Raw genomic sequence first — 25,068 nt, forward strand, 5'->3', positions numbered from 1 at the left:
TAAGATAAGGAGGATGACCAAGGAAGGATAGAAAAGGTTCGGGAAAGAAAATGGAAAAACTTTTCCTGATAATTTTACATGATTTTACAGGAATCAACTTGAAAATTAAGTGATTTTATAGTAAAATAAAAACAAATAGAAAACGCTTTCAAAAGCAAAGAGGTGAGTATATGGATAGAAGCACAGACTTATGGACATTTGGAAGAGGGGATAATTTCCATCTTCAAGAGTACTTAGGAGCTCACAAGGAAACAAGGGGGGAACAAGAAGGCTTTACCTTCCGTGTTTGGGCTCCCAATGCTCAGGCGGTGGATCTGATTGGTGATTTCACTGATTGGGAAGCTCGTAAAATTCCAATGGTTCGTAATGAAGGAGGCGTCTGGGAAGTCTTCTGTTCCGATGCAAAAGAGGGAGATATATACAAGTATTTGGTGACTCGACAAAATGGTCATCAGGTGCAAAAAATCGATCCTCTAGCGTTATGGATGGAAAAGAGACCCAATACAGGATCTATTATTAAGACCATTCCAGAGAAAAACTGGAAAGATGGTCTCTGGAGAGCACGCCGCAAAAAACTTGGTTTTAAGGAACGACCTGTTAATATTTATGAGGTTCACGCAGGATCGTGGAAACGTAATGAGGATCACAGTTCCTATACCTTCAAACAACTAAAGGAAGAATTGATTCCATATTTGGTGGAGATGAACTACACCCACGTGGAATTTATGCCAGTGATGGCTCATCCATTGGGCTTGAGTTGGGGCTATCAGCTCATGGGATATTTTGCACTCGAGCAGACTTATGGTAGCCCAGAAGAGTTTCAAGACTTCGTGGAAGAATGCCACCTCAACAATATCGGAGTGATCGTAGATTGGGTACCCGGACATTTCATTATCAATGATGATGCCTTGGCTTATTATGATGGAACACCAACCTTTGAATACCAGGATGAACATCGTGCGCATAACTACGGATGGGGAGCCTTGAACTTCGATTTAGGGAAGAATCAAGTCCAGTCATTCTTGATTTCTAGTTTGAAGTTTTGGATTGATACCTATCATTTAGATGGGATTCGGGTCGATGCTGTGAGCAATATGCTCTATCTTGACTACGATAGTGGTCCATGGACACCAAATATTGATGGTGGAAACCTCAACTACGAAGGCGTTCATTTCCTTAGACGTTTGAATGCGATTATCAAGAACGAACACCCAGATGTCATGATGATTGCAGAAGAAAGTTCTGCTGGTCAAAAGATCACGGGTCCTGAAGAAGAAGGTGGTCTAGGCTTTGACTATAAATGGAATATGGGGTGGATGAATGATATCCTTCGATTCTACGAAGAAGATCCCATCTACCGGAAATTTGACTTTAACCTGGTAACCTTTAGTTTCATGTATGCATTTTCTGAAAACTTCTTACTACCATTTTCACATGATGAAGTGGTGCATGGTAAGAAGAGTTTGATGCATAAGATGTGGGGAGATCGTTACAATCAATTTGCTGGACTCCGTAACCTCTTGACCTATCAGATTTGCCATCCAGGTAAGAAATTACTCTTTATGGGTTCAGAATTTGGTCAATTTTTGGAATGGAAGTCAGAAGAGCAACTGGAATGGGGCAATCTAGAGGATGAAATGAATGCGAAGATGCGTCGTTTCACTTCTCAGCTCAATCATTTCTACAAAGAACACAAGGAATTGTGGGAGATTGATGATAGCTTTGATGGCTTAGAGATTATTGATGCAGATAACCGGGATCAGGGCGTCTTGTCTATGATCCGGAAAAATCGTAAAGGCGATCTTTTGGTGTGCGTCTTTAATATGGCACCAGTAGAACGCAAGGACTTTACGATTGGTGTGCCTATATCAGCGGTCTATGAAGAAATTTGGAATACAGAATTAGAAGAATGGGGAGGTGTCTGGAAAGAGCACAATCCGACAGTTCAGTCTCAAGATGGACTGTGGAAGGATTATGAACAAACTTTGACCTTTACTTTGCCGGCTTTAGGAGCTAGCATTTGGAAGGTGAAACGGAAGGTTCGCAAAACGAAATCTAAAACATCAGATAAAAAATGATGATCGGTTGACTCTAAGGGAGTCCAAGCTTTAAAAAGAGGAAGTAGTCAATGAAGAATGAAATGCTCGCTTTAATTCTTGCCGGAGGGCAAGGAACACGTCTTGGAAAATTAACCAAAAACATCGCGAAACCTGCGGTTCAATTTGGTGGGCGCTATCGGATTATCGATTTTGCTCTCTCAAACTGTGCCAACTCAGGAATTCACAATGTTGGTGTGATTACACAGTATCAACCACTTGCCCTTAACAGCCATATTGGGAATGGTTCCAGCTGGGGCTTGGATGGAATCAATACGGGTGTGTCTATTCTCCAACCTTATTCAGCTAGTGAAGGAAATCGGTGGTTCGAAGGAACTAGTCATGCGATTCTCCAAAACATCGACTATATCGACAGCATCAATCCGGAATATGTCTTGATTCTATCTGGGGATCATATCTACAAGATGGATTACGATGACATGCTTCAAGCACACAAGGATAATAACGCAAGCTTGACTGTTGCAGTCCTAGATGTACCTTTGAAGGAAGCAAGCCGTTTTGGAATCATGAATACAGATGCCAATAATCGGATTGTCGAATTTGAAGAAAAACCAGCTGAACCAAAATCAACTAAGGCTTCAATGGGGATTTACATCTTTGACTGGGCTCGTCTGCGCAATATGTTGGTTGCTGCTGAAAAGAGTGATATCGATATGTCAGACTTCGGTAAAAATGTCATTCCAACTTATCTAGAATCAGGCGAAAGTGTTTATGCTTATGAATTCAACGGCTATTGGAAAGACGTTGGTACAATTGAGTCTCTTTGGGAAGCCAATATGGAATATATCGATCCAAATAATGCCTTGGATAGTCGCGATCGTCACTGGAAAATCTATTCACGCAACCTCATTTCTCCACCGAACTTCTTTGGGGAACATGGCCACATCGAAGATTCTCTTGTCGTCGATGGTTGTTCGGTAGACGGTACAGTCAAACACTCCATCTTATCAACAGAAGCTCAAGTTCGTGAAGGAGCAGTTGTCGAAGATGCTGTCGTGATGAGCAATGCCATTATCGGTAAAGGAGCTGTTGTGAAACGCGCGATTATCGGAGAAGGCGCAGTCATTGCAGAAGGTGTCGTGATTGATGGAACAGAGGAAGTACAAGTTGTCGGTTACAATGAAAAAGTGGGGGTAGCAACAGATGAAGATTGATAAATATTCAGCCATTTTAGGAAATACAGTTGGGTATCATGATATGTCCACTTTGACCAGCCATCGTCCGGTAGCATCCCTACCATTTGATGGGAAATACCGCTTGATTGACTTCCCGTTGTCTAGTCTTGCGAATGCTGGTATTCGTAGTGTTTTTGGGATTTTCCAACAAGAAAATATTAGTTCGGTCTTTGACCATATTCGTTCAGGTCGTGAATGGGGCTTGTCTACTTTATTGAGCCACTATTACCTCGGAATCTATAATACTCCAGTTGAAAATACAACGGTAGGGCCAGAATACTACCAACAATTATTGACCTATTTGAAACGGTCTGGTTCCAACCAAACAGTTGCTTTAAACTGTGATGTTTTGATGAATATTGACCTCAATCAGATTTTCCACCTTCATAATACCATCGATCGTCCGATTACAGTGGTTTATAAGAAGTTGCATCTTCAAAATATCTCTGAAGTCAATGCTGTCTTGGAAATTGATGAATCAGACCATGTTACAGATCAAAAACTTTTTGATGGTAAGAATCCGGATGAAGTCTACAACATGTCAACAGATGTCTTTATTGTGGACACTCCTTGGTTGATTGAAAAAATTGAAGAAGAAGCTAAGAAAGAATACCCACAAAAATTGCGCTATATCTTGCGTGATTTGGCGGTGGAATACAATGCTTTTGCCTTTGAATATACAGGTTACTTAGCCAATATTCATTCAGTTGAATCTTACTACCATGCAAACTTGGATATGTTGGAAAACCAAAAATTCATGAAGCTCTTTTCACCAAATCAAAAAGTGTATACGAAAGTGAAGAATGAAGAACCAACGTATTATTCCAAGACATCACATATTAAAACGTCTCAATTTGCTTCAGGTAGTATTGTAGAAGGAACCGTTGAACGTTCCATTGTTTCACGTCGGGTACGCCTTCATGAAGGTTCAGAGGTCCGCAGTAGTCTTCTCTTCCCTGGTGTAGTGGTTCGTGAAAATGCAATCGTTGAACATGCTATCCTGGATAAGGGGGTCGAAGTGGCTGCTGGCGTGACGATTCGTGGTACAGAGGAAACACCTGTCGTGGTTAAAAAAGGAACGATTGTTACAGAGGATATTGTCTAATGAAACTATTATTTGTTGCAGCTGAAGGAGCACCGTTTTCTAAAACAGGTGGTTTGGGAGACGTTATTGGCGCTCTTCCTAAATCCTTAGCGAAAAGTGGTCATGATGTGCGCGTGATCCTCCCTTACTATGATATGGTAGAGGCTAAGTTTGGAGATCAAATCGAAGATGTCTTGCATTTTGAGACCAAGGTTGGCTGGAGAAGTCAATATGTTGGTGTGAAACGCATTGTGCGCGATGGAGTCACCTTTTACTTTATTGATAACCAACATTATTTCTTTAGGGGCCATGTGTATGGTGACTTCGATGATGGCGAACGCTTTGCCTTCTTCCAGCTCGCGGCCTTAGAAACGATGGAACGGGTTGATTTCATTCCAGATGTTCTTCATGCCCATGATTACCATACAGCGATGATTCCTTTCTTGCTGAAGGAAAAATACCGTTGGATTCAAGCTTATCATGGAATTAAGACAGTGTTGACCATCCATAATTTGGAATTCCAAGGTCAGTTCGACCCAGGAATGTTGTGGGATCTTTTCGGAGTTGGATTTGAACGCTATGCAGATGGAACACTTCGATGGAATGATTGCCTGAACTGGATGAAAGCCGGTATTCTATATGCTGACCGTGTAACAACCGTTTCTCCTAGCTATGCGCATGAGATTATGACTGCTGAATATGGTTGTGGCTTGGATCAGATCCTTCGAATGGAGTCTGGCAAGGTGACCGGAATTGTTAACGGGATTGATGCGGATCTGTATAATCCTGAAACGGATCCACTCTTGACTCATCACTTCAGTCTCTCAGATCTTTCAGGTAAAGCAGCCAGCAAACGAGCTCTTCAAGAACGTGTTGGTCTATCTGTTCGCGATGATGTTCCTTTGTTTGGGATCGTCTCTCGTTTGACACGTCAAAAAGGTTTTGATGTGGTGGTAGAAGAGTTGCATCAACTTTTGCAAAAGGATATTCAGATTGTCTTGCTCGGTACAGGAGATCCTGGATTTGAAAATGCCTTTGCTTGGTTTGGTCAAGCCTACCCAGATAAACTTTCAGCGAATATCACATTTGATGTCCAATTGGCTCAAGAAATCTATGCAGCGTCGGATGTCTTCTTGATGCCAAGTCGCTTTGAACCGTGTGGCCTTTCTCAAATGATGGCCATGCGTTATGGAACCCTTCCTTTGGTGCATGAAGTCGGCGGACTTCGTGATACCGTTCAACCGTTTAATGCTGTTGATGGAAGTGGAACAGGCTTTAGCTTCAATAATTTGTCTGGTTATTGGTTTAACTGGGCGGTTGATGAAGCCTTGGCTGTCTACTACAATGACAAACAGGCTTGGTATGGTCTCCAAGAGCAAGCTATGACGCGTGACTTCTCATGGGATACGGCTAGTCAACGATACAATGATTTGTACCAATCCTTATAAATAGATCTATAATACAAACGCCTTTCGAGGCGTTTTTTGTGTTGCTTTCTTCCTATAAAGAAAACGGTTTATTTTTTTGAGTTTTAGAGCTTGCTAAAATAGAAGAAAAAAGATAAGATAGGTAAAGGTAAAAAATCCCGGGAAGGTTCTTATTTCTGGAAAGGATCCCATCCTCTCTAAAAATAATCAGGTCCCTGCTCGAGGGTTAAATATTACTATATAGGAATTTTAGGATGAAAAAAGCGAAACAAACGTTTGAAAAAATGACCAAATATTCGATTCGAAAATTATCTGTCGGTGTTGGTCCGGTAGCCATTGGAGCCTTTTTATTAGGAGGAAGCTTGTTAGGAGCTCGTCCTGTCCAAGCAGATCAGGTGACCCTACCTGATCATGTGCACTTAGGATATGTGACAGAAGAAGAGCTGACCGCTGAAGAAAAAGCACAGGTGATTCATGCAATCCCTGAAGAGTATCAAAATGAAGATACTTTCTATCTCGTCTATAAGAAGAAGGAAGCAATTCAGTCGGTTCTTCCTCAAACAGGAAATCAGGAAGTCGCCCTTTTTGGGCTAAGTCTAGCCACTGCTTCCTTTGCGGTCCTCTTACTCTCTAAAAAGCACCGGAAGAAGGTCATGGGCGTCCTTTTGATTGGAGCCATGGGACAAAGTCTTCTACTTCCAGTTGAAGTCGCAGCCCTACAAAATCAAGTTTTGCGCGCTTATAACCAGGATCTTGCGATCGCATCGAGCAAAGATCTTGCAAATGGTGTGATTCAAATTGACGGCTATGACTATGTTGGCTATCTGCGCTACCCGTCAGTCCAAAAGACGAGCTTACAAGAGCCAAAGGCTATGCAGGAAACGAAACCTTCTGTAGAAGGAACGATCAAAACAAGTACAGGGATTCCACAAGTGGAAGCACAAGCGCGTGTAACCCCAGAAGTCGCTCCAGCCTTTCCTCAAGTTGAAAAACCAAGCCTGGAAGTCTCTACTGAGCCTGTACCATTTGAAACCGTCAAGCAAGCTGATCCTACATTACCTAAAGGGCAAACCAAGGTGCTGACTGCTGGCCAAAATGGGGAGCGGACCCTATTGACGGAAGTGAGTGTGGTAGATGGACAAGAAGTTCGCAGAGTCGTTGAAAGCAAGGTCACTAAAGAACCAGTTTCACAAATTCTTGCTGTCGGGACAAAAGAAGATGCCCAACCAACCCCTCAACCCAGCCCTTCTCCAGTTGTAACGGCTAAGGGGACACAAGAAGAAGGCCATATCGGCGAAGCTCCTGTTCAACCAGAGAACCCAGCCTATACAGGTGTGGTGGAAGCTAAGGGGACACAAGAAGAAGGTCATGTCGGCGAAGCCCCTATTCAACCGGAGAACCCAACCTATACAGGTGTGGTGGAAGCCAAGGGGACACAGGAAGAAGGTCATGTCGGTGAAGCTCCTGTTCAACCGGAGAACCCAACCTATACAGGTGTAGTAGAAGCCAAGGGGACACAGGAAGAAGGCCATGTCGGCGAAGCCCCTGTTCAACCGGAGAACCCAGCCTATACAGGTGTGGTGGAAGCCAAAGGGACACAAGAAGAAGGCCATGTGGGAGAAGCTCCTGTTCAACCGGAGAACCCAACCTATCAAGTAACGGAAGGGACGGTAACAGAGACAGAAACGGTAATCCTTCCATATGAAACCGAGTATGTAGCGGATGCCAATCATTACACAGATGAAGAAAGCCTTCTTCAGAAAGGCGAGGCTGGTAGTCAGGAGATTCGTCGTGTTTATAAGACGGTCAATGGTGAGAAGATTGGCGAGCCCGTGAGCACGACAACTGAAACGGTAAAAGCTCCTGTGACAGAAAAAATTAGTCGTGGGACTAAGGCGATTGAAGGCCAAACAGAGGATGTTTCGTATGAGGAAATTCCATTTAAGACGGTAACCGAACAAGATGCCACCTTGCTAAAAGGATCAGAAAGGGTTTCTCAAGCCGGTAAAAATGGGAAGAAGAAAATCACCAAGGTTTACAAGACCATCAAGGGGGTTAAAACGGCGGATGCTCCTACTGTTTCTGAGGAAGTAGTTGAACAAGCCCAAGATCAGATCATTCAAAGAGGGACCAAAGAACTTGACAAGCCAACCTTGACTTTGACCCAGGTCGATAAGGAAGAATTGAAGCGCAGTGCTAAAGCTACTTATCATTTGGATAAACCAGACGGTGTGACCATCAAGTCCATCCAGGCTGTATTGAAGAAGGGTGATCAAGTGGTGAAAACCCTGACCCTTTCAGAGACGGACTTGGCAGCTGCTTTAGCGGACTTGGACTACTACAAGGATTATACGCTCGCAACGACCATGGTCTATGACCGTGGAAATGGGGATGAAGAAGAAGTTCTCAAGGAAGAACCACTGAGAATTGATCTTAAAAAAGTTGAAATCAAAAATATCAAGGAAACCAGTCTGATTAGCGTGGATGACCAAGGTCTTGAGACCGATAGCAGCCTCTTGTCTGAAACACCATCAGATGTGAAGCCTTACTACTTAAAGGTCACTACCTATGATAATAAGGTTACAAAACTAGCCGTTGATAAAATTGAAGAAGTAACGGTAGATGGCGTGACCCTCTACAAAGTAACAGCCAAAGCTCCTGATCTCATTCAACGGACTGCGGACAACCAGTTCAGTGAGGTCTATGTCCACTATATTGCGAAACCCAAAGCACATGAAGGTGATATCTACTACAATTTCAACGAACTTGTAAAAGCTATGCAAGCCAATCCGACTGGTACATTTAAACTGGGTAGCAATATGAATGCGGCTAATGTCCAGCCAGCAGGGAAATCCTATGTGACCAATGCCTTCAAGGGAATTTTGGAAAGTATGGATGGAAATAAATTTGCCATCCATAACATTACAAGACCATTATTTGGGAACATCGAAGGTGGCTCGGTTAAGAATCTCTTGCTTGAAAATGTCAATATTGATCTACCTGGGACAGATCGAGTAGCACCAATCGCAGGTGTCATCAAAAACAATGCAACTGTTGAGAACGTTAAAGTAACAGGAAGTGTTGTCGGGAACAATGACGTAGCAGGAATTGTCAATAAAATTGATGGCAGTGGGAAAGTAAGTAATGTCGCCTTTATCGGGAAACTGCACGCTGCGGGTAACAAAGGTGGCTATCTAGCGGGTGTTGTTGGCGAGAACTGGAAAGGTGTTGTTGAAAAAGCTTACGTTGATGCTGAAATCACTGGGAACAAAGCCAAAGCTGCAGGTTTAGTTTATTCCTCTCAAAATGGAGCAAATAACCACACAGTAGGTAAAGAAGGAGTCCTTAGAAATTCAGTTGCTAAAGGTTCAATTGAACTCAAAGAAGCGGTTCAATCTGGTGGATTACTAGGGACCAACTGGGCCTTGGGGACTATTGAAGACAACATCACCATGATGAAAGTCAAAACTGGTGAGATGGTCTTTGGACATTCGGATATCGACGCTGATGATTACTTCACCTATTCAAGAACCAAGCGCAATTACAGTGTGGAAGGCGTGAGTGAAGGGAAGAAAACCTTTAACAACTCCCGTAAAATCCCAAGCATCTCGCTGGCAGAAGCTGAGCAGAAAATCGAAGCAATGGGAATAACTGCTGATAAATTCACCAGCAGCAAACCGATTGAAGATACGCTCAATCACCTTGTTAGCAAAGACGATCAATACAAGGCCATCACTGCTTACGATGCGACTCGTGAGCTAGCTTACCGCAATATTGCTAAATTGCAACCATTCTACAACAAAGAATGGATTGTCGACCAGGGGAATAAACTGGCTGCAACGAGTCCTCTCTTGACCAAGGAAGTCTTGTCTGTGACCGCTATGAAGGGCAATGATTTTGTCACGGAACTAGCTGATGCTGATCACATCCTGATCCATTATGCCGATAAGACAAAAGATATCTTTAGCATGACACCGAAAGACTCTAAAGTTAAACAAGTCAAAGAGTACAGTGTAGCGGAGCTCGGTGAAGTGGTCTACACGCCAAATATGGTGGACAAAGACCGGAGCGATCTCATTGGTGCGATCGTTGAAAAATTAAGCCCTGTCGAATTACAATCAGATCCAATCTACACTCACTTAGGTCGAACAGGACCTAACAAAGTCAATGCCATTAAGAACCTTTACCTTGAAGAAAGTTTCCAAGCAGTCAAGGACAATCTGACTCACTTTGTCAAACAACTGGTTGAAAACCAAGACCATCAATTAAATACAGATGAGTCTGCCAAACGGGCCCTTATCAAGAAAGTTGATGACAACAAGGCCGCTGTTCTTTTGGGTCTCTCTTACCTCAACCGCTATTATGGAGTGAAGTTTGATGATGTCAATCTTAAGCAGCTCATGTTGTTCAAGCCAGACTTCTATGGGAAGAATGTTGATGTCTTAGACCGTTTGATTGAAATTGGTTCAAAAGAAGACTACATCAAAGGGACTCGTACCCACGATGCCTTCCGTGAAGTTGTGGCTAAATCGACTCTTTCTGGTAACTTAAATGACTTCCTGAAATACAATATGGAGCTCTTTACAAGTGATAGAGACTTAAATGATTGGTTCATCAAAGCAACCAAAGACAATGTCTATATTGTGGAACCTGAGACGACCAATCCAGCATTCGCGTCTGCTAAACACAGAGCCTATGAGGGCTTAAACAATGATGTTCACGGTAAAATGATCTTGCCACTCTTGAACTTAAAAGATGCTCATATGTTCTTGATTTCAACCTACAATACCATGGCCTATAGTTCCTTCGAGAAATATGGCAAGAACACGGAAGCAGAACGCAATGCCTTCAAAGCCGAAATTGATAAGGTGGCAAAAGGACAACAGAATTACCTAGATTTCTGGTCACGTCTAGCAACGGATAAGGTTCGCAATCAACTCTTGAAGAGCAATAATATGGTGCCGACCCCTGTCCTTGATAATCAAAACTACAAGGGTATTAGTACAGACCGTTATGGACATACCAACAGTGGCAAAGATGTGGCTCCAATCCGTGAATTGTATGGTCCAACCGATCGTTACCATGCGACAGATTGGCGCATGGGGGCTGTGGCGCGAATTTATGGAAATCCATATAAAGATGACTCTGTCTTCTTCATGGTGACCGATATGATCAGTGACTTTGGCGTTTCTGCCTTCACGCACGAAACGACGCACGTCAATGACCGTATGGTTTACTTAGGTGGTTGGAGACACCGCGAAGGAACAGATATTGAAGCCTTTGCCCAAGGAATGCTCCAAACACCATCTGTATCCAATCCAAATGGGGAATACAAAGCCTTAGGGCTCAACATGGCCTATGAACGTCCTAACGATGGCAATCAATGGTACAATACCAATCCAAACGATCTTCAATCACGTGATGAGATTGATCGCTACATGAAAGGTTATAACGATACGCTCATGCTTCTGGATTATCTTGAAGGAGAAGCTGTATTGGACAAACATAGTAAGGACTTAAACAATGCTTGGTTCAAGAAGGTTGATAAACAATACCGAGGAGCGAACACCAAGAATCAATTCGATAAGGTGCGTCCTTTGAGTGATGAGGAAAAAGCGATTGCTTTACATACAGTAGATGACCTCATCACCAATAATTTTATGACCAACCGTGGTCCTGGAAATGGCGTCTATAATCCATCTGACTTTGGCTCCGCCTATGTGACGGTGCCGATGATGACAGGGATCTATGGTGGGAATACCAGTGAAGGGGCTCCTGGAGCAATGTCCTTCAAACACAATACTTTCAGGATTTGGGGCTATTATGGCTATGAAAAAGGCTTCCTAGGTTATGCTTCGAACAAGTATAAACAAGAGTCCAAACAAGCTGGACTTGCCACTCTAGGAGATGACTTCGTCATTCAGAAGATTTCTGATGGAAGATTCAGTACCCTTGAAGACTGGAAGAAAGCTTACTTCAATGAAGTTGTGACAAGTGCCAAAAGTGGAATTCAGGCTATTGATATCGATGGGAAGACCTACAATAGCTATGAAGACTTGAAACGTGCATTTGCTGAAGCAGTGGATAAAGATAAGGCTACTCTAAGTAACGGTTCTGTCAAATTTGACAATACGGTTGCACTGAAAGAAAAAATCTTTAAGAAATTGCTCCAACAAACAGATAGTTTTAAAACGTCTATCTTTAAATAATTGAATTCTCTCATCTGCTGAGCAGGTGAGAGTTTTTTAGAAGAAAAAATGAATAGAGGTGGACAAAGTATCTAAAAATTAAAAGAAATCAATCGTAGATCTGAAAATTTATCATATTAAAAAATAACGTAATTTAACAAAAACGCTTTCTTTTCTAGGAAATATTTGACTATTATATCTTTTAGGAGTAAACTAAGGAGGTAAAATTAATAAAAGGAGAATTCATCATGAATTTAACATTTTTAGGTCTTTGTTTAGCCTGTTTTGGTGTATCACTGGCAGAAGGTTTGATGATGAGCAGCTTATTGAAATCTGCGTCTCGTCAACCAGAAATTATTGGTCAATTGCGTAGCCTCCTGATTCTTGGTGTTGCCTTTGTCGAAGGTACTTTCTTCGTAACCTTGGTTATGGCCTTCATTATCAAATAGACGCTTCTATTTTAGAAAAGGAGGTGTCAAACCTTGGAAGAAAGTATCAATCCAACGATTACTCTTGGACCTGTATCTTTTAATTTGACCCTACTTGCTATGACCCTGATTTCTGTTTTCGCCGTTTTTGGCTTCATTTATTGGGCCAGTCGAAAAATGTCGATCCGACCAAAAGGCAAACAAAATGTGCTGGAATACGCATATGACTTTGTCGTAGGCTTTACAAAAGGAAATATTGGGGAACATTACATAAAGGACTATTCCTTGTTCTTGTTTGTTCTTTTCCTCTTTCTTTTAGTAGCCAATAACATTGGATTGATGGCTAAAATCGAAACGACCAATGGTTACAATTTGTGGACATCACCAACCGCTAACCTGGGTTATGACTTTGCCTTTTCATTTTTGATCACCTTAATCGCCCATGTAGAAGGAATTCGCAGACGTGGTGTGAAGGAATATTTAAAGGCTTTTGTGACACCCGGATTTATGACCCCCATGAATATTTTGGAAGAATTAACGAACTTTGCCTCCTTGGCACTTCGGATCTTCGGAAATATCTTTGCGGGTGAGGTACTAGCAAGCTTGCTTGTGACTTTGTCGCATCAAGCTGTTTATTGGTATCCATTTGCCTTTATTGGAAGCATGGCGTGGACAGCGTTTTCGATTTTCATTTCATGTATCCAAGCCTATGTGTTTACCATGTTGTCATCAATTTATATTGGTAAGAAAATTAATGGTGAAGAGTAAGTAGAGGAGGAGTAGAAGAATGCATGTATCAATGAGTGAAATTATTGGTAACTTTATTCTCATTGCTGGTTCCTTCCTATTATTAATCTTTTTAATAAAGAAATTTGCATGGAACAATATCAATGGAATTTTAGAAGCGCGTGCCAAAAAGATTACAGATGATATTGATGGAGCAGAATCAGCTCGTCAAAAAGCTGAGGAACTAGCAAGTAAACGTGAAGAAGAGTTGGCAGGTAGCCGCAAAGAAGCTGCGTCTATCGTCGAAAATGCAAAGGAAACTGCAGAAAAGAATAAATCTCAGATCCTTTCAGAAGCCACTCAAGAAGCAGTACGTTTGAAAGAAAAAGCGCAACAAGAAATTGCGCATAACAAAGAAGAAGCATTGAACAGTATCAAAGGTGATGTGGCAGATCTCACTGTCAATCTTGCCAGCAAATTGTTGAGCCAACAGCTGGATGCTGAAGGTCAACGCCAACTGATCGATCGCTATCTTGATGAATTAGGAGAAGCCTAATGGACAAAAAGCAACTGATGGTGATTGAGAAATATACCCAGCCTTTTGTTCAATTGGTCTTTGAAAAAGGAGAACAAGACCTAGTCTTTGAAAAATTGACTCAAATCAAGGGTATTTTTGAAGAGACTGGACTTGCTAACTTCTTAGCTCATATCGGTGTAGAGGATGAAGAGAAAGCAAAAAGTCTCAGACTTTTTCAACCCTCGGATTCACAATTACTCGACCATTTGATTGAAGTGGTTATTCTCAATCATCGTGAAGCCTTATTTTATGACATTGTAACGATTTGTTTGGATCAGATTCAACTGTTGAGCAACGCTTTTGTCGTCACTGTTACGACGGTTGCTGGTTTGGATCCTGTTCAAGAGCAAAAGCTAATCCCCATTATCGAAAGAAAATTTGGGATTCAAGTTCGCTCGATCCAACAAAAGATCGATCCAGATTTAATTGGTGGCTTTGTCGTGACAGCCAATCATAAAACGTTGGATACCAGTCTCAAACACCAATTGCAAGTTATAAAATCTAAATTGAAATAGAAAGTGGTGTGAATTTTGGCGATTAACGCACAAGAAATCAGCGCTTTAATTAAGCAACAAATTGAAAATTTCAAGCCAAACTTTGACGTCACTGAGACAGGTGTTGTAACCTACATTGGTGACGGGATTGCCCGTGCTCATGGTCTTGAAAATGCCATGAGTGGTGAGTTGTTGATCTTTGAAAATGGCTCATACGGGATGGCCCAAAACTTAGAGACAACGGATGTCGGTATCATCATCTTGGGTGATTTCACGGATATTCGTGAAGGAGACTCTGTCCGTCGTACAGGTAAAATCATGGAAGTCCCTGCAGGGGATGCCTTGATTGGTCGGGTTGTCAACCCACTTGGCCAACCAGTAGATGGTTTGGGTGAGATTGTAACAGATAAATTCCGTCCAGTTGAAACACCAGCTCCTGGTGTTATGCAACGGAAATCTGTCTCAGAACCCCTACAAACTGGTTTGAAAGCCATTGATGCCCTCGTTCCAATCGGACGTGGCCAACGGGAATTGATTATCGGGGACCGTCAAACAGGGAAAACTTCGATTGCCATCGATACCATCTTGAACCAAAAGGGTCAAGACATGATCTGTATCTATGTGGCGATTGGTCAAAAAGAATCAACAGTTCGTACGCAAGTAGAAACTCTTCGTAAATACGGAGCCATGGATTATACGATTGTGGTAACCGCTTCGGCTTCCCAACCGTCTCCATTGCTCTACTTGGCACCTTATGCCGGGGTTGCCATGGCAGAAGAGTTCATGTATAACGGTAAACACGTTTTGATCGTCTATGATGATTTGTCAAAACAAGCCGTAGCCTACCGTGAATTGTCCCTTCTTCTTCGTCGTCCACCAGGACGTGAAGCCTTCCCAGGGGATGTCTTCTATCTCCACAGCCGTTTGTTGGAACGTTCAGCTAAAGTTTCAGATGAATTGGGTGGTGGCTCTATTACAGCTCTTCCAATCATTGAAACCCAAGCAGGAGATATTTCTGCTTATATCGCAACCAACGTGATTTCGATCACAGATGGACAAATCTTCTTGCAAGATAGTTTGTTCAATGCTGGTATTCGTCCGGCCATTGATGCAGGTTCTTCTGTATCCCGTGTAGGGGGAGCTGCCCAAATCAAGGCTATGAAGAAAGTTGCGGGTACTCTTCGTATCGACCTCGCTTCATACCGTGAATTGGAAGCCTTCACGAAATTTGGTAGTGACTTGGATGCTGCGACTCAAGCGAAATTGAACCGTGGTCGCCGAACAGTTGAAGTCTTGAAACAACCTGTTCATGAACCATTGACAGTTGAAAAACAAGTCGTGATCTTGTATGCCTTGACTCATGGTTTCTTAGATAGTGTTCCAGTAGACGATATTCTTCGTTTCCAAGAAGAGTTGTTTGATTACTTTGAAGCACATTATAACCAAATCTTTGAGACGATTCGTTCGACACATGATCTTCCAGCAGAAGAAGAACTGGATGCAGCCCTTACAGAATTTGTCAACCAGTCAAATTTCAAATAGAAATAGGAGTGGAAGATGGCAGTTTCATTAAATGATATAAAAAATAAAATTGCATCCACTAAAAATACCAGTCAAATTACCAATGCTATGCAGATGGTGTCTGCTGCTAAACTCGGGAAATCTGAGCAAGCAGCCAAGGATTTTCAGGTTTATGCCGCTAAGGTACGTAAGTTACTAACAGACTTGCTCCATGGACATGAAACAGAAAATGCCAAATCCCATCCTATGTTGGTGAGTCGGCCGGTAAATAAGACAGCTTATATCGTGATTACATCTGATCGTGGTTTGGTCGGAGGCTACAATGCCTCCATCCTTAAAACCATGATGGAAATGAAGGCAGAATACCATCAAACTGTAGATGACTTTGAAGTGATCTGTATTGGAAGTGTCGGTGCGGATTTCTTCCGTGCCCGTGGGATTCAGCCGGTTTATGAATTGCGTGGTTTGCCTGATCAACCTAGCTTTAAGGAAGTTCGTACGATCATTTCGAAAACAGTCCAAATGTATCAGGAAGGCTTGTTTGATGAGTTGTACGTCTGTTACAACCATCACGTCAACAGTTTGACTAGTCAAATGCGGGTAGAACAGATGCTTCCGATTATTGATTTGGACCCCAATGAAGCAGATGAGGATTATGTATTGAATCTAGAATTGGAATCTAGTCGAGATGCCATTTTGGATCAATTGCTCCCTCAATTTGCTGAAAGCATGATCTATGGTGCCATTATTGATGCTAAAACAGCTGAAAATGCTGCGGGGATGATGGCCATGCAAACTGCAACAGACAATGCCAAGAAAGTCATTGATGAATTAACGATTCAATACAACCGTGCTCGTCAAGCAGCGATTACACAAGAAATTACCGAAATCGTTGCAGGTGCTAGCGCCCTTGAATAGTTGTCGGATACAATTTTTTATACAAAAACGGATGCTCGAAAGAGAACTTTTGAGCAGTAGAAATTACTTAGAATAGGAGAATGACATGAGTTTAGGCAAAATTTCTCAGGTCGTAGGTCCCGTCGTAGACGTTGCCTTTTCCGTTGGAGATAAACTTCCTGAGATCAATAATGCGCTTGTAGTCTATAAAAATGACCAACAAAAATCAAAAGTCGTTCTTGAAGTAGCTTTGGAACTTGGTGATGGGGTCGTACGGACCATCGCCATGGAATCAACTGATGGTTTAACACGTGGAATGGAAGTCTTGGACACAGGTCGTCCAATCTCTGTTCCAGTCGGAAAAGAAACCTTGGGACGTGTCTTCAATGTTCTTGGAGATACCATTGACTTGGATCAACCTTTTCCTGAGGATGCTCCTCGTGACTCCATCCACAAAAAAGCTCCATCCTTTGACGAGCTCTCTACTTCAGAAGAAATTCTTGAAACAGGGATCAAGGTTATTGACCTCTTAGCCCCTTATTTGAAAGGTGGGAAGGTCGGACTCTTCGGCGGTGCCGGAGTTGGGAAGACCGTCTTGATTCAAGAATTAATCCATAATATTGCCCAAGAACACGGTGGGATTTCTGTATTTACCGGTGTTGGGGAACGGACACGTGAAGGGAATGACCTTTACTGGGAAATGAAAGAATCTGGCGTTATTGAAAAAACAGCCATGGTCTTTGGACAAATGAATGAGCCACCTGGAGCACGGATGCGTGTTGCTTTGACTGGTTTGACCATTGCGGAATACTTCCGTGATGTCGAAGGTCAGGACGTTCTCTTGTTTATCGACAATATCTTCCGTTTCACCCAAGCCGGATCTGAAGTATCAGCCCTTTTGGGACGGATGCCATCAGCCGTTGGTTACCAACCTACTTTGGCAACTGAAATGGGGCAATTGCAAGAACGGATTACGTCAACGAAGAAAGGTTCTGTTACATCCATCCAAGCCATCTATGTGCCAGCCGATGACTATACAGACCCAGCGCCAGCAACCGCCTTTGCCCACTTGGATTCAACCACCAACTTGGAACGTAAGTTGGTACAATTGGGGATCTACCCTGCGGTGGACCCATTGGCATCAAGCTCACGTGCCCTTTCTCCAGAAATCGTAGGAGAAGAACACTATGCAGTCGCTTCTGAAGTCAAACGCGTCCTTCAACGTTACCATGAATTGCAAGATATCATTGCTATCTTGGGGATGGATGAATTGTCTGACGAAGAAAAGACCTTGGTTGCTCGTGCTCGCCGGATCCAATTCTTCTTGTCACAAAACTTCAACGTTGCAGAACAATTTACAGGTCAACCTGGATCTTATGTACCAGTTGGAGAAACTGTTCGTGGCTTTAAAGAAATTTTGGACGGGAAATATGACCATCTTCCTGAAGATGCCTTCCGTGGTGTTGGATCGATCGAAGATGTGATTGCCAAAGCTGAAAAAATGGGATTCTAAGAAGAGGTGAAAGATGAGTCAAATGAACGTCCAAATCGTTACACCGGATGGACTGGTTTATGATCATCATGCCGCATTTGTATCTGTCAAGACAATTGATGGTGAATTAGGGATTTTACCTCATCATATCAATACCATTGCGGTTTTGGCTGTAGACCAAGTAAAGGTTCGTCGTGTCGACGATGACAAACATATTGATTGGATTGCAGTCAATGGGGGGATTATCGAAGTAGCTGATAATGTCATTACCATTGTTGCCGATTCTGCCGAACGTGCTCGAGATATCGACATTAGTCGTGCAGAACGTGCCAAACTGCGAGCTGAAAAAGCGATTGAAGAAGCCAAAGATCAGCATTCGGTTGATATGGAACGTCGTGCTAAAATTGCTCTTCAACGCGCCATTAACCGGATTAATGTCGGAAATCGTTTATAACATATTCAAAATAAGGTGGAGGTATGTCCTCACCTTATTTTTGTTGGGAGAGAATCAAAAGAAGAAAGTAAGGACCAAATATGGTATAATAGCTGTATGATTCAAATGATTTTTAATCTTTCAAGCCATCTATTGTTTATCTTTTTTGCCTATTACCTATTGATGAACCTGGTTCAATGGGAAAAGTTTTTAAAAGTAAGTGCTGAAAATGCAGTTAAAATCCGTTTTTTGATCTTGATGATCAGTGTCGGAATAGGCTATCTAGCGAGCTCATTTTTTATAAGTATCTATGAGATGAGTCGGCAGATTTTTATTGGCCAATTCTAGCCACATTTTATAAAAAATATGGTATGATAGAAAGCGTGACTTTAAGAAATTGGAGAACAATCCCGTATGGAAAAAATAATCGTTAATGGTGGTCATAATCGACTGGTTGGAACCGTCAAAATCGAAGGAGCAAAAAATGCTGTCCTTCCTCTTCTTGCTGCAACAGTTCTAGCAAGCGAGGGCGTGACAACCTTGAAAAATGTACCTGTTTTATCAGATGTCTTTACAATGAACAATGTTGTTCGTGGGTTGAATGCACAAGTAACCTTCAATGAAGAAGACAATACGGTTGTCGTAGATGCGCAAGCAAAATTATCAGAGGAAGCACCTTATAAGTATGTGAGCAAGATGCGGGCTTCTATCGTTGTCCTAGGTCCTGTCTTGGCACGCAATGGCCATGCCAAAGTTTCCATGCCTGGAGGCTGTACGATCGGTAGTCGTCCGATTGACCTCCACTTGAAAGGTCTGGAAGCTATGGGAGCTGAAATTACCCAAACAGCCGGCTATATTGAAGCAAAAGCAGATCGTCTCAAGGGAGCACACATCTATATGGACTTCCCATCAGTAGGGGCGACACAAAATATTATGATGGCGGCAACCTTGGCAGATGGAGTCACGGTGATTGAAAATGCAGCTCGAGAACCTGAAATTGTTGACCTAGCTCTCTTGCTGAATAAAATGGGGGCTAACGTCAAGGGTGCAGGAACTGAGACCTTGACCATTGTTGGTGTGGAGAGCTTGCACGGTGCAAACCACAATGTTGTGCAAGACCGCATCGAGGCTGGAACCTTTATGATTGGGGCAGCCATGACTGGTGGAGACGTCTTAATCGAAGATGCCATTTGGGAACACAACCGTCCGCTTCTATCTAAGATGCAGGAGATGGGTGTGACGGTAACCGAAGAAGAAAATGGAATTCGGATTCAGTCGGATATCAGTAAGCTCCGTCCAGTGACCGTTAAAACCCTTCCGTATCCAGGATTCCCAACCGATATGCAGGCTCAATTCACAGCCTTGATGGCCATGGCTAAAGGTGAGTCTACCATGATTGAAACGGTTTTTGAGAATCGCTTCCAGCATTTGGAAGAAATGCGTCGGATGGGCGTTCACTCGGATATTATGCGGGATACAGCTCGTATCGTTGGAGGGGAAAGCTTCCAAGGTGCAGAGGTTATGTCGACCGATTTACGAGCAAGTGCAACCTTGGTCTTGATGGGCTTGGTAGCAGAAGGAGAAACGAAAGTCAGCAAATTAAGTCACTTAGATCGTGGTTATTATCAATTCCATGAGAAATTGGTGGCACTAGGTGCAGACGTGAAACGTGTAGAGGAAGAAGACGATGAAAACTAATCTTCGCTATGTTGGAAAACAGCTAGGAATTGTCCTCCTGTTGGCTGTGATTGGAATCATCATTTTTGCAGTTGGTTTGGTCATTGGCTATGGAGTGATTGGAGATGGAAAAAATCCATGGTCCATTCTCTCTCCGGATACTTGGTCAGAGATCATTGGAAAGCTAACGGGCAAATAAGCTTTTAACTAAAATTGAGTAAAAAGGAGAGCAGCGAATCGAGTCAATGACCCATCTAGCGCTGCTCTTTTTTGGAGAGAGACATGGCAAAACAAACAGTAAGCAAACGAACCAAACAAACCCTAGCAGGTTTTGTGGTGGCAACGGCCCTAGCTATCGGGGGCTATTATTTTAATCAACCGACGGTAAAAGAAGCGACAGATCAGGTTGTTTCGGTGGTGACTAGTAGCCAACAAGAAACACCTAGTAAAGAGTTAGCTAGCTCTGTATTAACGAAATCTGCTCGTTCACAATTAGGAAATGACTTGGAATGGAATGGTGCTGGAGCCTTTGTAGTTAAGGGAAATCGCACAGATCTGGATGCCAGTGTGGCTAGTCAACCCTATGCGGATAACAAGACAAAAGAAGTGAATGGAAAGACCGTACCGACGGTTGCGAACGCTATTATGACCAAGGCGACTCGCCAGTACAGAGATCGAGATGCAACAGGTAGTGGCCTAACCGATTGGAAACCAGCAGGTTGGCATCAGGTCCACAATCTGTCCGGCGAGTATGACCATGCTGTGGATCGGGGCCACCTATTGGGCTACGCCTTGATCGGCAATCTCAAAGGTTTCGATGCTTCGACTAGCAATCCAAAAAATATCGCTGTACAAACGGCTTGGTCTAATCAAGCCAATGATCCTCATTCCACCGGTCAAAACTACTACGAGACCCTGGTTCGAAAAGCACTGGATAAGAACAAGCGGATCCGCTATCGGGTGACCTTGATCTACAACCAGCCGAAAGATTTGATTCCATTAGGTTCTCATATCGAAGCCAAATCGAGTGATGGGACCCTTGAGTTCAATGTTTTTGTTCCCAATGTTCAAAGTGGGATTAGCCTGGATTACCAGACAGGCAAAGTAACCGTTCATCAATAAGCTGGAAAACGTAGTTATTTAAGTTATTTTTAAGAATGGGGTGTTACAATTGCATACCTTCTTTAAGAGAAAGGAGAATGTATGAGAACCATTTTTCGATTTTTCAGAGGAATCCTTCGCATGGCTTGGAGTCTTTTTTGGGGATTTTTCTGGACCATTGCCATCAGTTTTCTCGTCCTAGTGGGGATCATCTATTTCACAGATTCTCCTAGTTCTGGTATGGATGGGTTTGGACGAGCTGCCCAAAAGGTTGTCTATCAAGTCGGCAATTTATTTGGAGATCAGGGTTTTGCATCGCGCTTTGGGATGACACCTAGCTCACAGACTACGCAGACAGACAATCATGAGCATAGCGGTGCTCGCTGGGAGAAAGCGGAGGCCACGGTCTACCTGGATCCCAATATCAGTCAAACTTTTGTAAAAGCTTATCGGGATGCTGTTGAGGCTTGGAACCAAACAGGCGCCTTTACCTTCAAGTTGGTTACAAATGAAAAAGAGGCTAATGTGGTCTTGACGGAAATGGATAACGCATCGGTTTCTGCTGCAGGAGAGACTGCCTCTCAGACTAACCTTTTAACCAACCGGTTCACCCACATCACAGTGCGTCTCAATCGCCATTATCTTTTAAATTATGTCTATAACTATAGTTATGATCGGATTGTCAATACAGCTGAGCATGAGCTAGGCCATGCCATTGGGCTGGACCACACTGATGGAGAATCGGTCATGCAACCAGCTGGCTCCTTCTACAGTATCCAGGATATAGATGTGGAAGCAGTCCGACAATTGTATAAGGAAGAATAAGTTTTAAAATACTTTCAAAAGTTCTGAGCCTCAAGGGGCTCAGGATTTTTTTGATGGCTCGTCTTTTCTTGTTTAATCCGTAAAAAGATAGTAAAATAGGGACATGATTATTTTACAAGCCAACAAAATTGAGCGCTCTTTTGCAGGGGAGGTTCTTTTTGATAATATCAGCCTGCAGGTGGATGAACGGGACCGGATTGCCCTGGTCGGAAAGAACGGAGCCGGCAAGTCTACCCTCTTAAAAATCTTGGTGGGAGAAGAAGAACCAACTTCAGGAGAAATCAATAAAAAGCGGGACCTTTCTCTCTCTTATTTAGCCCAGGATAGTCGATTTGAGTCGTCCAATACTATCTACGATGAGATGCTCCATGTCTTTGACGATCTCAGAAAGACCGAGAAAACCTTGCGGCAAATGGAGCTTGCGATGGGGGAAAAAACTGGGGTTGACTTAGAAAAACTCATGCAGGACTATGACCGTCTATCGGAAGAATTCCGTCAGGCTGGTGGCTTTACCTATGAAGCTGATATCCGCGCTATTCTCAACGGCTTTAAGTTCGATGAGTCCATGTGGCAGATGAAGATTGAAGAGCTGTCTGGAGGGCAAAATACCCGTCTAGCTCTGGCCAAGATGCTTCTAGAAAAACCAAATCTCTTGGTACTGGACGAGCCGACCAACCACTTGGATATTGAGACCATCGCCTGGTTGGAAAACTATTTGGTCAATTATAGCGGGGCCCTTCTCATTGTCAGCCACGACCGGTATTTCCTAGATAAGGTCGCCACCATTACACTGGACTTGACCAAGCATTCCTTGGACCGCTATGTCGGTAATTACTCTAGCTTTGTGGAGCAAAAGGAGCAAAAACTGCTGACCGAAGCCAAGAACTACGAGAAGCAACAAAAAGAAATTGCTGCGCTGGAAGACTTTGTTAATCGCAATTTGGTGCGGGCTTCGACTACCAAGCGGGCTCAGTCTCGGCGCAAGCAGTTGGAAAAAATGGAGCGCCTAGACAAGCCTGAAGCTGGGACCAAGTCTGCCCATATGACCTTCCATGCTGATAAGACTTCGGGAAATGTCGTCCTGACAGTAGAAGAGGCAGCCGTCGGCTATGACGATCAAATCCTCTCAGAGCCTATTAATTTGGATATCCGCAAGATGAATGCAGTCGCTATTGTGGGACCAAATGGGATCGGGAAATCGACCTTAATCAAGTCTATTGTCGGACAAATTCCTTTTATCAAGGGGGAAGCCCGTTTTGGGGCCAATGTCGAGGTGGGCTACTATGACCAGACCCAAAGTAAACTAACGCCACACAACAGTGTCTTGGATGAGCTTTGGAATGACTTTAAACTGACGCCAGAAGTAGAAATTCGCAATCGCCTGGGAGCCTTTCTTTTCTCTGGGGATGATGTCAAGAAAACCGTCGGCATGCTGTCGGGTGGAGAGCGGGCGCGCTTGCTTCTAGCCAAGTTGTCTATGGAAAATAACAACTTTTTGATTCTCGACGAGCCGACCAACCACTTGGATATCGATAGCAAGGAAGTGCTGGAAAATGCCTTGATTGATTTTGACGGCACCTTGCTCTTTGTCAGCCACGACCGTTACTTTATCAATCGGGTAGCCACACAAGTCTTGGAACTCTCAGAAGAGGGCTCAACTCTTTATCTAGGAGACTATGACTATTATCTGGAGAAGAAAGCAGAGTTAGAGGCCCTTGCTGCAGCACAAGCAGAAGCTGTGCCTGTTTCTTCGACCGAAGAAGGCACCAGCAATGATTATCACTTGCAGAAACAAAACCAGAAGGAACTCCGGAAAATCACTCGTCGCATTGAGCAATTGGAAGCAGAAATGGAAGAGCTGGATCAGAAAATCCAAGACATCACCGAAACCATGCATAGCACCAACGATGCAGCCGACTTGGTCCAACTCCAAAGCGAGCTGGATCAACTAACTGTCCAGCAGGAAGCAGTCATGGAAGAGTGGGCAGAACTGTCAGAGCAGGTGGAATAGATGGACGATCTTGGCAAAGTTTTTCGTGAATTTCGAATCAGCAAAAATTATTCGTTAAAAGAAGCTGCGGGAGAAGCTTGCTCGACTTCCCAATTATCCCGTTTTGAATTGGGGGAGTCGGATCTGGCTGCTTCGCGCTTCTTTGACATTTTGGACAATATCCATGTGACGATTGAGAATTTTATGGATAAGGCCAGAAATTTTCAACACCATGAGCATGTCGCTTTGATGGCTCAGATTATTCCGCTTTACTACTCAAATGATATTGCAGGTTTTCAAAAGCTTCAAGAAGAACAACTTGAAAAGGCTAAAGGTTCGACCAATCCTCTCTATTTTGAGCTGAACTGGATCCTGCTACAAGGCCTGATTTGCCAGAGAGATGCAAACTTCTCGATGAAACAGCGTGATCTGGATAAGGTGGCGGATTACCTCTTTCAAACGGAAGAGTGGACCATGTATGAGTTGATCCTCTTTGGCAATCTCTACAGCTTTTATGATGTGGACTATGTTGCTCGCCTTGGGAGAGAAGTGATGGAGCGTGAAGATTTCTACAAAGAAATTGGTCGCCATCGAAAACTGGTCTTAATTCTGGCCCTGAATTGCTACCAGCATTGTTTAGAACACTATTCTTTTGAAAATGCCAGCTATTTTGAAGCCTATGTAGAAAAGATTATCGGGAAGAGCATCAAACTCTACGAACGCAATGTTTTTCATTATCTTAAGGGATTTGCTCGGTACCAAAAGGGGCAAACAGAAGAAGGCCGGCAGCAAATGCAGGAAGCCATGCACATTTTTGATGTGCTGGGACTGCCAGAGCAGGTGGCCTATTATCAAGAACACTTTGATAAATTTGTAAAAAATGAATGTTCTAAATAGGACAGTGATAAAGGAGATT

General features: G+C 43.1%; 20 protein-coding genes. All 20 read left to right on the plus strand.

The window, feature by feature from the left end; genetic code table 11:
- The first annotated feature begins 170 nt into the window (after positions 1-170).
- The 20 genes from glgB (at position 171) to HMPREF2704_RS01095 (ending at position 25,049) form a co-directional block, all read left to right on the plus strand.
- The gene (gene glgB, locus HMPREF2704_RS01000; protein WP_070845433.1) at positions 171-2,078 is read left to right on the plus strand and encodes a 1,4-alpha-glucan branching protein GlgB; all 1,908 of its coding nucleotides are present in this window, start codon (positions 171-173) and stop codon (positions 2,076-2,078) included.
- Between the two features lie 50 nt (positions 2,079-2,128).
- On the plus strand, positions 2,129-3,271 hold the full coding sequence (locus tag HMPREF2704_RS01005; RefSeq protein ID WP_021152896.1) for a glucose-1-phosphate adenylyltransferase: 1,143 nt from the start codon (positions 2,129-2,131) through the stop codon (positions 3,269-3,271).
- On the plus strand, positions 3,261-4,397 hold the full coding sequence (glgD, locus tag HMPREF2704_RS01010) for a glucose-1-phosphate adenylyltransferase subunit GlgD (RefSeq protein ID WP_070465609.1): 1,137 nt from the start codon (positions 3,261-3,263) through the stop codon (positions 4,395-4,397). Before HMPREF2704_RS01005 ends, glgD begins: the two co-directional genes overlap by 11 nt.
- On the plus strand, positions 4,397-5,824 hold the full coding sequence (glgA, locus tag HMPREF2704_RS01015) for a glycogen synthase GlgA (RefSeq protein ID WP_070845434.1): 1,428 nt from the start codon (positions 4,397-4,399) through the stop codon (positions 5,822-5,824). The genes glgD and glgA overlap by 1 nt, the downstream gene beginning before the upstream one ends.
- A gap of 233 nt (positions 5,825-6,057) precedes the next feature.
- Positions 6,058-12,012: a ZmpA/ZmpB/ZmpC family metallo-endopeptidase gene (locus tag HMPREF2704_RS01020; protein ID WP_070845435.1), complete on the plus strand. Its 5,955-nt coding sequence runs from the start codon at positions 6,058-6,060 to the stop codon at positions 12,010-12,012.
- 227 nt (positions 12,013-12,239) lie between these two features.
- A complete protein-coding gene (locus HMPREF2704_RS01025; RefSeq protein WP_003006433.1) occupies positions 12,240-12,440 on the plus strand; it encodes a F0F1 ATP synthase subunit C in 201 nt (66 codons plus the stop codon).
- Positions 12,441-12,473: 33 nt separating this feature from the next.
- Positions 12,474-13,187, plus strand: a complete 714-nt coding sequence (atpB, locus tag HMPREF2704_RS01030) for a F0F1 ATP synthase subunit A (protein WP_024055550.1) — start codon at positions 12,474-12,476, stop codon at positions 13,185-13,187.
- 19 nt (positions 13,188-13,206) lie between these two features.
- The gene (gene atpF, locus HMPREF2704_RS01035) at positions 13,207-13,701 is read left to right on the plus strand and encodes a F0F1 ATP synthase subunit B (RefSeq protein ID WP_004219970.1); all 495 of its coding nucleotides are present in this window, start codon (positions 13,207-13,209) and stop codon (positions 13,699-13,701) included.
- Positions 13,701-14,237, plus strand: a complete 537-nt coding sequence (locus HMPREF2704_RS01040) for a F0F1 ATP synthase subunit delta (protein ID WP_024055549.1) — start codon at positions 13,701-13,703, stop codon at positions 14,235-14,237. The genes atpF and HMPREF2704_RS01040 overlap by 1 nt, the downstream gene beginning before the upstream one ends.
- A 15-nt stretch (positions 14,238-14,252) precedes the next feature.
- The gene (atpA, locus tag HMPREF2704_RS01045) at positions 14,253-15,758 is read left to right on the plus strand and encodes a F0F1 ATP synthase subunit alpha (protein WP_003006447.1); all 1,506 of its coding nucleotides are present in this window, start codon (positions 14,253-14,255) and stop codon (positions 15,756-15,758) included.
- Between the two features lie 15 nt (positions 15,759-15,773).
- Positions 15,774-16,655: a F0F1 ATP synthase subunit gamma gene (locus HMPREF2704_RS01050; RefSeq protein ID WP_070845436.1), complete on the plus strand. Its 882-nt coding sequence runs from the start codon at positions 15,774-15,776 to the stop codon at positions 16,653-16,655.
- Positions 16,656-16,740: 85 nt separating this feature from the next.
- Positions 16,741-18,147 carry a F0F1 ATP synthase subunit beta gene (atpD, locus tag HMPREF2704_RS01055; RefSeq protein WP_003011794.1) on the plus strand — a complete coding sequence of 469 codons (1,407 nt, stop codon included), beginning with the start codon at positions 16,741-16,743 and terminating at the stop codon, positions 18,145-18,147.
- Positions 18,148-18,160: 13 nt separating this feature from the next.
- Entirely contained in the window at positions 18,161-18,580 is a 420-nt protein-coding gene (locus tag HMPREF2704_RS01060) for a F0F1 ATP synthase subunit epsilon (protein WP_003002471.1), read from the plus strand.
- A 96-nt stretch (positions 18,581-18,676) separates the two neighbouring features.
- Entirely contained in the window at positions 18,677-18,907 is a 231-nt protein-coding gene (locus HMPREF2704_RS01065; protein WP_049474822.1) for a DUF1146 family protein, read from the plus strand.
- 66 nt (positions 18,908-18,973) lie between these two features.
- A complete protein-coding gene (murA, locus tag HMPREF2704_RS01070; RefSeq protein ID WP_049474821.1) occupies positions 18,974-20,257 on the plus strand; it encodes a UDP-N-acetylglucosamine 1-carboxyvinyltransferase in 1,284 nt (427 codons plus the stop codon).
- A complete protein-coding gene (locus HMPREF2704_RS01075) occupies positions 20,247-20,435 on the plus strand; it encodes a DNA-directed RNA polymerase subunit beta (protein WP_003006464.1) in 189 nt (62 codons plus the stop codon). The genes murA and HMPREF2704_RS01075 overlap by 11 nt, the downstream gene beginning before the upstream one ends.
- Positions 20,436-20,518: 83 nt before the next feature.
- On the plus strand, positions 20,519-21,358 hold the full coding sequence (locus HMPREF2704_RS01080; protein ID WP_070595168.1) for a DNA/RNA non-specific endonuclease: 840 nt from the start codon (positions 20,519-20,521) through the stop codon (positions 21,356-21,358).
- An 81-nt stretch (positions 21,359-21,439) separates the two neighbouring features.
- Positions 21,440-22,162 (plus strand): M57 family metalloprotease, encoded by a 723-nt coding sequence (locus HMPREF2704_RS01085; RefSeq protein WP_061591127.1) that lies wholly within the window; start codon positions 21,440-21,442, stop codon positions 22,160-22,162.
- Between the two features lie 103 nt (positions 22,163-22,265).
- Entirely contained in the window at positions 22,266-24,173 is a 1,908-nt protein-coding gene (locus tag HMPREF2704_RS01090; protein ID WP_061591128.1) for an ABC-F family ATP-binding cassette domain-containing protein, read from the plus strand.
- On the plus strand, positions 24,174-25,049 hold the full coding sequence (locus tag HMPREF2704_RS01095; RefSeq protein ID WP_070845437.1) for an XRE/MutR family transcriptional regulator: 876 nt from the start codon (positions 24,174-24,176) through the stop codon (positions 25,047-25,049).
- The last annotated feature ends 19 nt before the right edge of the window (positions 25,050-25,068 follow it).

Origin of the sequence: Streptococcus sp. HMSC076C09, assembly GCF_001837905.1 — a bacterium.
GTDB lineage: Bacteria > Bacillota > Bacilli > Lactobacillales > Streptococcaceae > Streptococcus > Streptococcus parasanguinis_I.

Excerpts from the sequence above, each read along its gene's own strand:
- glgB (WP_070845433.1), top strand. The coding sequence starts at position 171 with ATGGATAGAAGCACAGACTTATGGACATTTGGAAGAGGGGATAATTTC.
- HMPREF2704_RS01005 (WP_021152896.1), top strand. The coding sequence starts at position 2,129 with ATGAAGAATGAAATGCTCGCTTTAATTCTTGCCGGAGGGCAAGGAACA.
- glgD (WP_070465609.1), top strand. The coding sequence starts at position 3,261 with ATGAAGATTGATAAATATTCAGCCATTTTAGGAAATACAGTTGGGTAT.
- glgA (WP_070845434.1), top strand. The coding sequence starts at position 4,397 with ATGAAACTATTATTTGTTGCAGCTGAAGGAGCACCGTTTTCTAAAACA.
- HMPREF2704_RS01020 (WP_070845435.1), top strand. The coding sequence starts at position 6,058 with ATGAAAAAAGCGAAACAAACGTTTGAAAAAATGACCAAATATTCGATT.
- HMPREF2704_RS01025 (WP_003006433.1), top strand. The coding sequence starts at position 12,240 with ATGAATTTAACATTTTTAGGTCTTTGTTTAGCCTGTTTTGGTGTATCA.
- atpF (WP_004219970.1), top strand. The coding sequence starts at position 13,207 with ATGCATGTATCAATGAGTGAAATTATTGGTAACTTTATTCTCATTGCT.
- HMPREF2704_RS01040 (WP_024055549.1), top strand. The coding sequence starts at position 13,701 with ATGGACAAAAAGCAACTGATGGTGATTGAGAAATATACCCAGCCTTTT.
- HMPREF2704_RS01050 (WP_070845436.1), top strand. The coding sequence starts at position 15,774 with ATGGCAGTTTCATTAAATGATATAAAAAATAAAATTGCATCCACTAAA.
- atpD (WP_003011794.1), top strand. The coding sequence starts at position 16,741 with ATGAGTTTAGGCAAAATTTCTCAGGTCGTAGGTCCCGTCGTAGACGTT.
- HMPREF2704_RS01060 (WP_003002471.1), top strand. The coding sequence starts at position 18,161 with ATGAGTCAAATGAACGTCCAAATCGTTACACCGGATGGACTGGTTTAT.
- HMPREF2704_RS01065 (WP_049474822.1), top strand. The coding sequence starts at position 18,677 with ATGATTCAAATGATTTTTAATCTTTCAAGCCATCTATTGTTTATCTTT.
- murA (WP_049474821.1), top strand. The coding sequence starts at position 18,974 with ATGGAAAAAATAATCGTTAATGGTGGTCATAATCGACTGGTTGGAACC.
- HMPREF2704_RS01075 (WP_003006464.1), top strand. The coding sequence starts at position 20,247 with ATGAAAACTAATCTTCGCTATGTTGGAAAACAGCTAGGAATTGTCCTC.
- HMPREF2704_RS01080 (WP_070595168.1), top strand. The coding sequence starts at position 20,519 with ATGGCAAAACAAACAGTAAGCAAACGAACCAAACAAACCCTAGCAGGT.
- HMPREF2704_RS01085 (WP_061591127.1), top strand. The coding sequence starts at position 21,440 with ATGAGAACCATTTTTCGATTTTTCAGAGGAATCCTTCGCATGGCTTGG.
- HMPREF2704_RS01090 (WP_061591128.1), top strand. The coding sequence starts at position 22,266 with ATGATTATTTTACAAGCCAACAAAATTGAGCGCTCTTTTGCAGGGGAG.
- HMPREF2704_RS01095 (WP_070845437.1), top strand. The coding sequence starts at position 24,174 with ATGGACGATCTTGGCAAAGTTTTTCGTGAATTTCGAATCAGCAAAAAT.